At 53.2% G+C, this 13,413-nt stretch carries 11 protein-coding genes and 1 pseudogene; 7 read left to right on the top strand and 5 right to left on the bottom strand.

Annotated elements, in window-relative coordinates; genetic code table 11:
- Position 1 precedes the first annotated feature (1 nt).
- The 4 genes and pseudogenes from LOK74_RS16150 to LOK74_RS16135 all read left to right on the top strand — a co-directional run bounded on the left by LOK74_RS16150 (position 2) and on the right by LOK74_RS16135 (position 4,001).
- On the top strand, positions 2-772 hold the full coding sequence (locus tag LOK74_RS16150) for an ABC transporter ATP-binding protein (protein WP_230043044.1): 771 nt from the start codon (positions 2-4) through the stop codon (positions 770-772).
- Positions 754-1,227, top strand: coding sequence for a hypothetical protein (locus LOK74_RS16145; protein ID WP_230043043.1), 474 nt, complete (start codon positions 754-756; stop codon positions 1,225-1,227). The genes LOK74_RS16150 and LOK74_RS16145 overlap by 19 nt, the downstream gene beginning before the upstream one ends.
- 347 nt (positions 1,228-1,574) lie before the next feature.
- Positions 1,575-2,906, top strand: coding sequence for a putative bifunctional diguanylate cyclase/phosphodiesterase (locus LOK74_RS16140; protein WP_230043042.1), 1,332 nt, complete (start codon positions 1,575-1,577; stop codon positions 2,904-2,906).
- 220 nt (positions 2,907-3,126) lie between these two features.
- Positions 3,127-4,001: pseudogene (locus LOK74_RS16135) on the top strand (YitT family protein).
- Positions 4,002-4,015: 14 nt separating this feature from the next.
- On the opposite strand, the gene LOK74_RS16130 reads toward LOK74_RS16135, so the two are convergent.
- Positions 4,016-5,767: an ABC transporter substrate-binding protein gene (locus LOK74_RS16130; RefSeq protein ID WP_230043041.1), complete on the bottom strand. Its 1,752-nt coding sequence runs from the start codon at positions 5,765-5,767 to the stop codon at positions 4,016-4,018.
- Between the two features lie 321 nt (positions 5,768-6,088).
- Between LOK74_RS16130 and LOK74_RS16125 the strand changes: the two genes are divergently transcribed.
- Complete coding sequence (locus LOK74_RS16125) at positions 6,089-6,628, top strand: hydrolase (RefSeq protein ID WP_230043040.1); 540 nt, start codon at positions 6,089-6,091, stop codon at positions 6,626-6,628.
- A 37-nt stretch (positions 6,629-6,665) separates the two neighbouring features.
- Here the strand turns inward: LOK74_RS16125 and LOK74_RS16120 are convergent, their stop codons facing one another.
- The 4 genes from LOK74_RS16120 to LOK74_RS16105 form a co-directional block, all read right to left on the bottom strand.
- The gene (locus LOK74_RS16120; protein ID WP_230043039.1) at positions 6,666-7,691 is read right to left on the bottom strand and encodes a cytochrome d ubiquinol oxidase subunit II; all 1,026 of its coding nucleotides are present in this window, start codon (positions 7,689-7,691) and stop codon (positions 6,666-6,668) included.
- A gap of 6 nt (positions 7,692-7,697) precedes the next feature.
- The gene (locus tag LOK74_RS16115) at positions 7,698-9,053 is read right to left on the bottom strand and encodes a cytochrome ubiquinol oxidase subunit I (protein WP_230043038.1); all 1,356 of its coding nucleotides are present in this window, start codon (positions 9,051-9,053) and stop codon (positions 7,698-7,700) included.
- A gap of 122 nt (positions 9,054-9,175) precedes the next feature.
- Positions 9,176-10,216, bottom strand: coding sequence for a FecCD family ABC transporter permease (locus LOK74_RS16110; protein ID WP_230043037.1), 1,041 nt, complete (start codon positions 10,214-10,216; stop codon positions 9,176-9,178).
- Positions 10,209-11,219 (bottom strand): FecCD family ABC transporter permease, encoded by a 1,011-nt coding sequence (locus LOK74_RS16105; RefSeq protein WP_230043036.1) that lies wholly within the window; start codon positions 11,217-11,219, stop codon positions 10,209-10,211. The genes LOK74_RS16110 and LOK74_RS16105 overlap by 8 nt, the downstream gene beginning before the upstream one ends.
- A 254-nt stretch (positions 11,220-11,473) precedes the next feature.
- Here LOK74_RS16105 and LOK74_RS16100 point away from each other — a divergent pair, with 254 nt between their 5' ends.
- Both LOK74_RS16100 and LOK74_RS16095 read left to right on the top strand, forming a co-directional pair.
- Positions 11,474-12,490 (top strand): ABC transporter substrate-binding protein, encoded by a 1,017-nt coding sequence (locus LOK74_RS16100; RefSeq protein WP_230043035.1) that lies wholly within the window; start codon positions 11,474-11,476, stop codon positions 12,488-12,490.
- A gap of 173 nt (positions 12,491-12,663) precedes the next feature.
- Positions 12,664-13,365: a copper homeostasis protein CutC gene (locus LOK74_RS16095; RefSeq protein ID WP_230043034.1), complete on the top strand. Its 702-nt coding sequence runs from the start codon at positions 12,664-12,666 to the stop codon at positions 13,363-13,365.
- The last annotated feature ends 48 nt before the right edge of the window (positions 13,366-13,413 follow it).

Here is a 13,413-nt window from a genome sequence, read left to right as displayed (position 1 = left end):
GATGATCATCGATCTCAAAAATGTTACCTGGGAACGAGACAAGACAATCATAAAGGACGTCTCCTGGCAGATCAAAAAGGGAGAACACTGGTGCCTAGTCGGACTAAATGGATCGGGCAAGACCACTCTTCTCAATATCATCAATGGATACATCTGGCCAACGAGAGGCGTGGTGTCGGTTCTTGGTCAGACGTTTGGCAGATGCGACCTGCGTGAGCTGCGCAAACAGATCGGTTGGGTCAGTTCTTCCTTGCAGCAGAGACTTTACGGACAGCAGTCAGCGGAGGAGATTGTACTGAGCGGTAAGTTTGCCTCTATCGGCTTATATGACAAGATTGAAGACGAAGATCGGCAACAAGCGGTCCAACTGCTTGTATCGCTTGGCTGTGAGGCACTGCTGTCACGCACCTATGCTACCCTGTCGCAGGGCGAGCGGCAGAAAGTCCTGATCGCCCGAGCATTGATGGCCCGACCCCGGCTGATGATCCTGGACGAGCCGTGCAGCGGTCTCGACCTGATCGCGCGGGAAAACTTGCTGACGATGATCAGTCAGATCACAGCTCAAGCCAACGCTCCCACGCTGATCTATGTCACACACCATATCGAAGAGATTTTGCCCTGTTTCAGCCACACCCTGCTGTTAAAGCGTGGAGAAGTGTACAAGTCAGGCGCGACGGCAGAAGTGCTCACCGGCCCGCAGCTGAGTCACTTTTTTGACGCTCCGATCAGCGTTGAGCGTCGGGATGAGCGAGTATGGGTGTCGTTGCGATGAATGCGATGCCGCGATACTTACTGTACCTGTCGCGCAAGTGTCTGACAGCCATTATTGTATCTTCCCTGTTCCCGCTGTTGCTATCGGGGTACAGCTTGGTAGACCCGGAACAAACCTTTCTCCAGTACTACCTGCTCTATCTGTATTACGGCTTTCTGATTATTGTTTCCTACGGTGTCCTCGTTTCCTGCGCAGCAGACCTTATCTATCGTCTGCTCCATCCGGTTCATGCAGGTATCGCCATCGTCTGCCAACTCGCTCTCTATGTGATAGGCGGAATGCCTGCCTCCTGGATGGGGGTGGTCCCAGCGCTCCTCTTCCTCGCGATTGATGAGTCGGCAAAACGCTGGATCGGCAAACATCCTGCTCTTTTCATTTTACCGGGCGTCTTCCTGCCTATCATCTCGGCAGCTATCGGGTTTGTCCTGATGATTTCCCGAATACATACAAGTTGAGAGAAAAAAAGCGCTTTTCGGATCACACGGAGAAGCGCTTTTTGCTTGCGTGTAAACTCTCAATAGGAAACTTCCTGCCTAATCTGATGATTTTTCAAGTTTATCCAAAATTTATCCAGGGAATTAGATAGATAGTACCTGCCGTTGCGGTGGCCTATATGGGGAATAAATGCTATGTGGTTGGTGAAAAAATGGAGCATCTCGTCACAAGTTACGGTTTTGTCGCAGCTTTCATCTTCATCCTGGTTGTCATCGCATATGCCATTTGTAGAGTAAAATTTTCAAAAGAGAGAGGTCAGCAGCAAACGAAAAGAAGATGCAGCTGGCCCGATAAGGCAGAGGAGATCATGGATTACATACACTCTCATGATGCCTTGACAGGTTTGCCCAATCGCCACTTGTTCGATCAGATTCTGGCGGAGAACATCATCGGTGCCAGACGGTCTGGAGATCGTACGCTGGCTGTTTTGTTGGTTTCACTGGGGCGGTTCAAGATTATCAACGACACGATTGGGCATGAGATGGGGGATTTGCTGCTGCAGCGGGTAGCAGAGCGGCTGCACACGCGTCTCGCAGAGGACGAGCATCTGTCCCGACAAGGGGGAGATGAGTTTGTCATGCTGCTCAAGGGAAAGGAGCAGGACGCTGTGCGGCAGACAGCGCGACAGATCCTCGAACAGCTGGCACGTCCCTTTTCTTTGGGTGAATACGAGGCATATGTTAGTGCCAGTATTGGAATCAGTCTCTACCCGCAAGACGGTGAGAGTGTCGGTGAGTTGATGAAAAATGCTGACGCCGCCATGCTGTATGCAAAGCAGCTAGGCAGCAACAGCTATCAGTTCTATTCACGGGAGCAGAGCCAAAAGACGCAGGGGCAACTGCAGATGGAAGTGGATTTGCACAAGGCATTGGAGCGGGGAGAGTTTCTTCTCTATTACCAGCCGCAAGTGAACCTGCTGACAGGCAGAGTGACTGGCGCTGAAGCGTTGATTCGTTGGAATCATCCGGAAAAGGGCTTCATTCCGCCCAATGAGTTCATTCCGCTCGCCGAAGAGACGGGATTGATCATCCCGATCGGAGAGTGGGTGCTTCGTGCGGCCTGCCGACAGAACAAAAGCTGGCAAGAGAACGGTTTTTCACAGCTGGTAGTTTCGGTCAATATTTCTGCAAGGCAGTTCCTTCAGGCCGATCTAGTTCGTATCGTGCGAGAGACGTTGGAAGAAACCGGTCTCGACCCGCAGTTCCTGGAGCTGGAGATAACGGAGAGTACCACGATGGATGTGAATCGGTCGATTGCCGTATTGCAGGAGCTCAAGAAGCTAGGGGTTCGCATCAGCGTGGATGACTTTGGGACTGGTTACAGTTCGCTCAATTATGTGAAACGGTTTCCGGTGGACAAGCTAAAGATCGATCAGTCTTTTATCCGGGACAGCATCTACGATGCAAATGACGCAACCATTGTGAAGACGATTATATCAATGGCGCACCATATGAAGTTGCTGGTCAACGCCGAAGGGGTGGAAACACGTGATCATCTCTCCTTCCTCAAACAGCATGACTGTGATGAGGTGCAGGGGTTTTTCGTGAGCAAACCACTACCAGCAAAGGAGTTTGCCCAGCAGGTTGCCGACATAGAACGTGATCTTGGAATGGTTGAGGGGATCAATAGAAATATTTGATGCCCTCGATATCGATACATAATCGGTTGTAAGACAATTCAGTTTTGTTATGGAAGTGGAGAAATACGTATGCAAAAAAGCCAAGCTGAAGCTATCCTTTGTTCGTCCGAAAACGGGACAAGCAAATGATAGCCTTTTCATTTTGATGAAACATTTGAAAGAACAACGGAAATCGTAGTATCGTATAACTTGGTGCATTTTGAGCCGAGGTGATGGGAACATGTGGTGGAAAAAACGTAGACAAACAGGAGCGGCTCTCTTTACACCGCTGCACCAGTTCTACGAGTACATCTTGCTGCTGGCTGGCTCATTGATTCTGGCGGCCAGTTTCAACCTGTTTTTGAATCCGAATCAAATCGCATCAGGTGGCGTAACCGGGCTGTCGACGATCATGCTGTATCTGTTTGGGGTCTCCCCGGCGATTACCCAGTGGGCGCTAAATATTCCGTTGTTTCTGTTGGGGTTCTGGCTGCTGGAGCGGCAATACAGTTTAAAGGCGGCCGTTGGTTCCACGGTACTCCCTTATTCGTGGTTCTGACCAGCCACCTCGCGCCTCTGACGCACAATCCACTTTTGGCCAGTATCTACGGCGGGATCGGAGTCGGCTTAGGCATCGGGATTGTCTTTCGCGGCAGGGGCTCGACCGGAGGATTTTCGATTGCATCCCAGATCCTGCACAAGTATACCGGCCTCAGCCTCGGGGTGGCTGTCGCCGTGTTTGACGGCCTGGTTATTTTGCTGGCCGGTATCGTGTTTTCTCCGGAAAAGGCGCTGTACGCCCTGATTGGGCTGTTTGTGACCAGCAAAACGATTGATTTCGTCCAGATGGGTCTGCACACCTCAAAAGTAGCCTATGTGATCTCGGAACAGGCGGACCAACTGCGTCATGCCATCCTGTACGATTTGGATCGCGGCTTTACGCTGCTGAATGGCTTGGGTGGCTACACGGGGGATGAACGCAAGGTGCTGTTGGTAGTGGTCAGTCAGAGCGAAGTAAGCCGCCTGAAAGTACTGGTGCGGTCTGTTGATCCATATGCTTTTGTGATTCTGACTCCAGCCCATGAAGTATTGGGCGAAGGATTTAAGAATGGGTAGCGCTGTGGTCAGCGCTACATCTCTGATTCGCCTTTTGGGAGTTTCTCGATCACTTGCACGTATTTCTCATGCCATTTTTCCCATTCATTTTTACGGTCTTCCAGCGTGCTGCCGTCCAGCAACGCTTCGATGACATCCAGGCAGACGTGCCAGCCGGCAAGATCCTTTGGCGTGTGATCCGTGATCTTGTTGATCTTCTCGATCAAGACCAAGCGACAGCCCTCTCCATCTGGGTACAGCTCAAAGCGAACCTGGTCGTCCCCCCATGTATACTCCAGTACGGAATACATGGCAAACTCGATAATCCGCAGTTCCTCAAACGTGCCATCCTGCATGTCAAACGTGATGACCCCGCCTTCACGCAGCTCATCCATCCGAAGCTCAGGGAACCACTTGGCCAACTGCTCGTTTTCTGTCAGCGAAGCCCAAACCTTTTCCGAATCTTCCAAAAGGCGCCTCCCTTTTTGCAGATTGGCCGCAGCCTCCATAGCGGACAAAGTGACCGGACTCTGTTCTTGACCTGTTCCTCCTCTCTCATGAAAGCCTGTCGCTGGAGCTACCCGCAGTTCCCCTAGCTCGTCGATCATCTTGTGGCGATCAAGCAGCAGGTGGAGTGCCTGACGAAACCGAATATCCGCCTGTGGCCCCGGTCTGGCCAGATTGAACGTGAGCAGGCTGCAGCTGGCGAACGGGAAATCCCGGCTTCGCCAAGAGGAATGGCTTGGTCTCGCTGTCTCCCCTGTGTGGACAAACAACTGGCTTGTCTCTTGGCTGAGCAGGGCGTTTGCCTGTTGCGCCGACACAGAGAGAATCTCAATCCTGTCCAGGTGGGCACGCCCGTAAAAGTAATCGGGATTCGCTTCCAGGATACAGTGGTGATCGGTGTATTCGAATACCCGGAACGGCCCTGTTCCCACCGGGCGAAACGGGAGCGAAGCGAGATCTGCCGGGACGACAGATGCAGCGGGCAAACTGAGAAACGGCGCAAACAGCCGATTGGGCGCGGACAAAGTAAGTTGAATCGTGTAGCGATCCAGGAGGCGAATGCGATTGACCGTCTGCAGCAGCCAACCGTTGGCTCCACCATCCCGGCTGGATCGCTGCAGCCGTTCCATCGTGTAGGCGACATCGTCTGCGGTGCACTCTTTGCCGTGGTGAAACCGTACGCCTTTGCGCAAGTAGAAAACCCAGTCACTGCATGTACGATTTGACTCCCAGTGATGGGCGAGCATTGGGAGATGACGCTGTTGTTTGTAGTCATAAGCGATCAATGTATCATATACCTGCTTGATTAGGTGGAGATCCAGGGCAAAAAAACCATCTGCCGGATCGAGCGCATTGATGGTCCGGGCGATCGGCAGGCGAAGGGTCTCCAATCGCTCCCCTTCGTTTGACTCCACCTGGTGCCCCAAAGACTGGTTCAGCAGCAGCAAAAAGGAACGCTGAAGCGTGGTTCCATCTCCGTATGTACGGAGCAGTTCCAGCGCCTGATGCAGTTTTCCCTGGCGCACTCTTTTTTCTGCTTCGGCCAGCAGCAGTTGGTCGGACGGATAGTGAAACCGGATCGTGGAAGCGATGCCCCTCCCTCTGCCGGGAGTGTAGGAGAGCCAGTTCAACTGCTCCATCTTGTTGATCATCAACTTCGCGTTGCGGGGGGTGCAATACCAGATCTCGGCCAGTTGGGCCATAGTCACCCGCAGCGGTTCCCCTTCTTCCGCTATCGGAAACGTCTGTCGCAGCTTTATGTAGTCCAGCACGATGGACATGCGGCACTCCTCATCTCTACTTGTCTTGAAAAAGTCGAAAAAACGAGGCATTAACTCTACACTTTTTATTTTACCACCCCTGGGTGGGTGATTGCCTGGTGGGGAGCATCCACCGTATTTGCAGCGGCAGCTATCGTCAATTTCTGTCTGTTTGCCGTATGTATCAAGACCCGCCTCTGGCATGTGGGTTAGATCCATGATGCATGGATCGCCGGCAGGAGATTAGCGGCTGCTTTTCGTATAGTTGTAGAGAGGAAAGGTGGCCAGTTCCTGCTGTAAGCAAGAAATGGAGTGAAAAACAATCGTAAGGAGGGGATCAGCATGCTGAGCAGAGAAAATACGTTGTTGGTGGTCGTCGATGTACAAGGCAAGCTAGCCCGGATCGTGCATGACAGTGAGGAGATGGTGGATACACTGGAGAAGCTGGTTCAGGGGGCCCAGATTCTCGGGATTCCGGTTGTCTGGCTGGAGCAGTATCCAGAGGGGTTCGGGCCTACAATAGAGGAGATCGCCCGTCATCTGCAGGACATTCAACCCATTGCCAAACACGCGTTTAACGCCTGCGATCATCAGCCATTCATAGAGGCAGTCCGTCAGACAGGCCGGCGGCAAATCCTGATCGCTGGTATCGAGGCGCATATATGCGTGTATCAGACAGCCGTTGGTCTGCAAGAGAGCGGGTACGAGGTACAGGTGGTGGCAGACGCCGTCTCCTCCCGTACAGAGGCCAACAAACAGATCGGGATCGAAAAGATGAGAACAAGCGGCGTCGCCATCACTTGTCTGGAAACCGCCCTGTACGAACTGCTGCGCGTCGCTCGGGGAGAAGCGTTTAAACAGATTCTCAAGCTGGTGAAATAGTCCAGTCCAGCCAGCCTCAAGCCTGCTGCAGGCAACCCTATTGGCGCAGATATCTGCTGTCTTTCATAAACATCCGCCAAAAGAGGAGAAACCCCGGTGTAAGCAGGGCGAATCCGACGATATAGCTGACAAACAAGGCGCGGAAGGTGTTGGGGTGAGTAAAACCTGATTCAATCGTGACATCCGGGTAGACGACATAAGGCAGATGAGCGGCCCCGTAGGCATAGCTGGCCAGCAGATACTGTACGATCACGCTGATCACGGCGATGCGCGGCAGGTGCAGCAAAAAGCGGCGTTCCTGCGGAAGCAGCAGCGTGATGTAACCGACAAAAAAGCAGGCGGCAGAAGCGATCAGCCAAGGGAGGTAGTCCCACAACCTCGCATAGAGCCAGGGGGCAGCTCTCTCCATCGTGACAAGGGTCAGCATCGCCATCAACAAAGTGAGCGGACCCAGCAGGATGGCGTCGCGCCGATAAACGGCAAATGCCTGCTTTTCCCCTGCCACGTACGAGTAATCGGCGAGCAGCAGCGACGATAGGAAAAGCGTGCTGGTGACGGCCAGTCCAACGTAAGCCAAACCGTGCGGACTGGTCAGCAGTTCGCCCAACAGCAGCCGTTCCACACCATCTATGTCCTCTATATATCCCCCTTGCGTGATCGGCAGCACGCTGATCAACAGAGCCGGAACGATCAGTCCGGTAATCCCAGAGACGACACTCAGCATCTTGTGATACTTCTGGACAAGATGAGAGAAGATCATAAAGGCACTGCGAATCAGGATCAACAGGACGACCAGGCTGCCTGGAACCAGCAGCACCGTCCCCAGCTTAAAAGTAGCCCCAGGGAAAAAAGAAACCAATCCCACAACGATGAGGACGATAAACACATTGGTCACCTCCCACGAAGGGGAGAGATATCGGTTGGCGATGGTTGTCGCTCTGGTTTGGTCGTGATTGAGGTAGACCATCGACCAGAAACCGGCTCCGAAGTCGAAGGCAGCCGCAACCGAATAGATTACCACAAAGATCCACAACAAGGTGATCGCGAGAAGCGTATCTGTCATCCTGTCTCACCCTTTTGGCGCGTCATTGTTGCTGACTTGACTGGCCGGTTTTGCAAATGGCAGGGGATGGCGGCGGAAGTAGCTGAGGAAGACCAGGATCGTCACGATGGCCAGCAAGAGATAGACAGCGAGGAAAAGCCCAAACAAAACGCCAAGTCCCTCCGAACGAGTGGCCGCCTCCGATGTCAACATCATCCGGTAGATCACCCATGGCTGCCGCCCGGTACAAGCAAAGATCCAGCCAAACTCAATCCCCAGCATGGCAAGGGGACCGCTCGCCACGAACAGCCACATCGCCCAGCGTGGATAGCGGTCTTTTTTCAGCAGCTTTTTCCAGGCAAAGCCGACAAAGCCGACCAGGATCAACAGACTGCCGATGCCTACCATCGCGTTAAACAGCGTATGGACAAACAGCGGCGGCCAGTATTCCCGGGGAAAGTCATTCAACCCGACAACCACCTCGTCAAAGCGGTTGCCGGCGAGAAAACTAAGCATCCAGGGAATCTCGATACCGTACTTCACCTCTTGTGTCTCGGGGTCGGTGAGCCCGCCGATCACCAGCGGCGCGTACGGCTGTGTCTCAAACAGCCCCTCGGCGGCAGCCAGTTTTTCCGGTTGGTAGTGATGCAGATACTGGGCCGATTCGTGGCCGTTGAGCGCAGTGAGCAGGGAAAAGGTGCCGCCGATGATCAGCCCCATCAGGAGCGCTTTTTGATGAAACAGATACTCGCGACCGGGCGCTTTCGCTCTGATCATCTTCCAGGCGGCGACAGAGGCGATCACAAACGCACCGGTCATAAACGCGGAGACGGTGACGTGACCGGCCGTAACGAAGAAGCTGGGATTGAAAAAAGCGGCCCAGGGGTCTACATCGACAATCTCTCCATCAACCAGACGAAAGCCGGCAGGCGTCCCCTCAAAGGCGTGTACATTGGTAATCAGCACAGCCGACGCAGTGGCGCCCACCAAGACCAGGAAGACACTGACGATGCGCATCCACGGGGTGAGCCTGTCCGCTGCGTAGACGTAGAGGGAGAGAAACAGCGCTTCCAGAAAGAAGGCAAAAATCTCGATCTGAAACGGCAGGGCGATTACTTTGCCCACCACTTCCATAAAACCTGGCCAAAGCAGCGATAGTTGGACACCGGCAATCGTACCGGAGGGAATCGCCACTCCCAACAAGATCGCCTGTCCCTTTGTCCAACGTTTGGCCATCAGCTCGTAGTCTTTGTCTTTGGTACGCCAAAAGAGGAGTTCAGCGATCAGGATCATCAGGGGAAGCCCCACTCCAAGGGTAGCAAAAATGATATGAAAGGCCATCGTCATCCCAAACATGGACCGGGCCAACAGGATTTCATCCAATTGGGAACACCCTCTCCACCAAACTGGTATTCATTCCGTTCTTTACTAGTTTAGTGTGCGCCGATTCCAAGTGATTATGTATCTCTTGCAAACGGCGGCGAGAGGGTGAAACGTTTTCTTCTCTATCCCTTCCTGCTTCTGTACAGCAGGTAGATAAAAAACGGTGCCCCGATCGCAGCGGTAAAAACACCGGCTGGAACATCGTTGGGCAGAAACAAGGTTCTACCAATCAAGTCGGCCAACAGCAGCAGCAAGCTGCCAATCAGGGCGGATACCGGCAACAGACCGTCAAGCGTCGGACCCACCAGCTTTCTGGCAATATGGGGTGCCATCAGTCCGATAAACGTGATGCCTCCGGCCATTCCTACCGCCGAACCGGCCAGGCAAACGCTTATGGCAATCAACAGCAGCCGATGTTTTTCAACAGGATCACCAAGTCCGGTAGCGACCGAATCGCCCAATTCCTGCACATTCAGTTTGGAGGAGAAGGCAAAGGAAAGCGGGATCAAGACAATCACCCACGGCAGCAGCGCTAGGACATGTCCCCACGCCGATCCGTAGACGGTACCCGACATCCAGCTTAGCGCTTGGGAAGCCAGGTAGGTTGGACCAGCCACCATAATAAAAGAAGTAAGGGCTGACATGGCGACGGAGAGAGAGACGCCGATCAGCACCAGTCGGAGGGGGGAGACCCCTTTTCTCCACGCGGTCAGGTAGTTGATCGCAGCGGTAAAGAAGGCGCCGAACAAGGCGACCAACGGGAGCCAGTTGACGCTGTACTTCCCTCCGGATACGGTGATAAAGGCCACGGCTGCTGCTGTCGCTCCGTGGGTAATGCCTAGCATGTCGGGGGAAGCAAGCGGATTGCGAACCACGCTTTGCAGGATCGCTCCAGCCACTGCCAGAGAGGCGCCTACCAGAATCGCCATCGTAATCCGGGGCAGCCGCAGGTCCATGACAACCAGCCGATGGGCCTCTTCCCCAGCGCCGAACAACGTCTTGACTACTTCCCAAGGGGGGATGAACAAGCTGCCTATGCCGACGCAGAGCAGGGCCGCCAGTACGAGCACAACCAGCAGGGTCAGGGTGACCAGCAGCGTTTTTTTGTGGATTAGGAAAGAAAACGGCGGTTTATGCGAACGCAGGGAAAGATACTTACTCATATTTTCTCCTTCTCACGATGTAAATCACGGCAGGCACCCCGATCAATGCGGTGGCGACGCCGACAGGCACTTCTTTTGGCATCAGGACAAAGCGGGCAGCCAGATCAGCCGTGACCAGCAGAATGGCGCCGACGACGGCAGAATACGGAAGCAGCCAGCGATGATCCACTCCCACCAGATAGCGGCAGATGTGGGGGATGATGATGCCGATAAAGGCGATCGGACCGGCCACGGCGACAGAACCTCCGGCAAGCAGGACGATCAGCAAGGCAGCTGCCGCTTTGGTCAAACCGGTTCGCTGCCCTAAACTCACTGCCACATCTTGACCGATGGCGAGCAGGTTCATCGGTTTGGCGACAAACCAAGAGCCGATCCACGCGATCAAGATATAGGGAAACACAGCGACCAGATGTGCCAAGTCGCGCCCGGCGACTGATCCTACCAGCCAATGCAGATATTCGTCCAGTGATTTGTTGGTCAAAAGCAAGATAAGCGAGGTAATGGAAAAGGCAAATGTGGAAATGGCTGATCCGGCCAGTGTTATCTTGAGCGGTGTCATTCCATCGCGGCCTACCGATCCCAGCAGGTAGACGACAATGGTAGTGACGCCAGCTCCCAGAAAGCCGATCCATATGTATTCCATCAGGGAAAAGGCAGAATCGAACAAAAAACTGAAAGCGACGATAAACAAACCTGCTCCGGTATTAATCCCCAAAATGGAAGGAGAGGCGAGCGGATTTCGCGTAATCGCCTGCATCAAGGCACCAGCGATGGCCAGGCTAGCTCCTACGGCGGCCGCAATCAATGCTCGCGGTACGCGTGTTTGCTTCACGATCAGATGCTCGTCTGAACCGTCAAAGTGCAAATAGGCGTCGACCGCGCTCTGCAAGCTGATGTTGTTGATTCCGTACAAGATGCTGGCCAGCATACTGAGCAGCAATACGAGCAGACCGAGGATCAGGATGGTCGTCTTCCAGAAACGACTCTGCAGCACACAAATCACGAACAACTTCCTTTCTAGGCCAAAAAACCAGCATGTTCTGAAACAAAAAAATATTGATAATCATTATCATATTAGGGGTAGGAAGCACGCTAGTCAATGAACGGGAGATGACAAAAAATCCATGACAGTACTTCCGCTTACACTGTAAAGTATTGCGTGTTTAATGATAATCGTTTTCACTAAATGTGATGAGAAGCTGTTTACCTCCATACAACTGGCTTGCATCACTACAGAAAAACAAGGAGGAGAATGTGATGGTACGCCAGCATCGTTTTTACACTGGATTTTTTGCAACTGCATTGGTCTTGATCTTGATGATGGTGACAGGGTGCGGGAATCAAGCGACACCAGAGAGCGGTTCAAACAATGCTTCTGCCCCTGCTGAGAACACGGAAAACTCGTCTTCTGGAACTGCTCCGCAAGAGGAGGCAGCAAGAGTTGTCAAACACGCGATGGGTGAGACAAAGATCAAGGGAACCCCGGAAAAGGTTGTCATCCTGACCAATGAAGGGACAGAGGCATTACTGGCTCTTGGCGTCAAGCCAGTTGGAGCGGTCAAGTCGTGGTTGGGTGATCCGTGGTACGAACACATCAAAGCGGAGATGGAGGGCGTCACTGTAGTCGGGGATGAGATGCAGCCCAACATTGAGCTGATCGCCAGCCTGCAGCCTGATCTGATCATCGGCAGCAAAGTTCGTCAGGAAAAGGTGTACAATCAGCTTTCGCAAATCGCTCCGACTGTCTTTTCCGAGACCTTCTCCGGCAGTTGGAAAGAGAACTTCATGCTGTATGCAGAGGCCCTCAACAAGCAGGCAGAAGCAGAACAGGTAATGAGCGATTTTGATCAAAAGATTGCCGATGCCAAGGAAAAACTGGGTGACAAACTCTCTTCCAAGGTGTCGATTGTCCGGTTCTTGCCGGGAAGCGCACGGATTTATTACAAAGATTCGTTCTCCGGGGTGATTCTGGAGCAGCTTGGCTTTAATCGTCCGGAATCACAGCAAAAGGACATGCTGACAGAGGAAGTGACCAAAGAGCGAATCCCTGAGATGGACGGGGATATCTTGTTCTACTTTGTCTGGGAGGATAATCCGGGCGAATCAAAGGGAGCGGACACAGCAAAAGAATGGATGAACGATCCGCTTTGGAAAAACCTTGAGGTCGTCAAACAAAACAACGTGCATGAGGTAAGCGACGCCATCTGGAATACGGCGGGTGGTGTGAAAGCGGCCAATCTGATGGTTGACGAACTGCTCGGATATTTTGAATAACTGTTAGGCCGGAGCGATTACAGATCAAGGGGTCAGACCAACTATGATGGCAGAGTCTGGATGTTGCTGCAGGTATAGACGTGCTATACTGGGTGCATGAAGCAACAGACGACAGGCTTTTGCCATCATGTTGGCGCTTGTCGCTTGTAGAGAGCGAGAGGGAGGAAAACCGAATGATCCTGGAAGTGATCGCGACCACCGCAGCCGACGCCAAGCTGGCCGAACAGGGAGGGGCTGATCGGCTGGAACTGATTACCGGCATCCTGGAAGGCGGACTGACGCCCAGCTACGGGCTGATCGAGCAGGTTGTGCAAGCCGTCTCCATTCCGGTTAACGTGATGATTCGCCCGCATAGCCAATCGTTTTGCTATGACGGGGCAGACGTACGCACGATGATCAGCGACGTGAAGGCTGCCAAGCAGTTAGGAGCGGCGGGAATCGTGATCGGAGCGTTGAATAAAGCGGGGCAGATTGACAGAAATACGCTGGAAGCACTGCTCGCAGAAGCGGACGGCTTGGATGTGACATTCCATCGCGCTTTTGACGAGGCGGTAGATCAGTTAGAGTCCCTGCAGCTGCTGCGTGGATATCCTCAGATACGCCGCATTTTAACCTCGGGCGGTAAAAAAAGTGCGCTTGATGCCATCGATCGGCTGAAGCAGTTGGTCGACTTGACACGGGATACTCATCTGACGATCATGGCGGGCAGTGGTCTAAAGGTGGATACGATTACACCTTTTCTCCAGCAGACAGGGGTGACAGAAGTCCACTTCGGGACCGGTGTGCGTGTCGATCAGCAGGCTCTGAAACCGGTTGATCCGGGCAGAGTAAGTGCTCTAATAGAAGCTATGCGTCAAGAAAAGGGAGAGGCCTGATTCAGGCCTCTCAGCGTGTAGACAAAGTACCGCAAGGTACAAGGTCTA

The organism is Brevibacillus humidisoli (assembly GCF_020923435.1).
GTDB classification, from domain to species: domain Bacteria; phylum Bacillota; class Bacilli; order Brevibacillales; family Brevibacillaceae; genus Brevibacillus_E; species Brevibacillus_E humidisoli.
The sequence above is the reverse complement of the archived record's forward strand: the minus strand, read 5'-3'. Positions and strand labels throughout refer to the sequence as shown.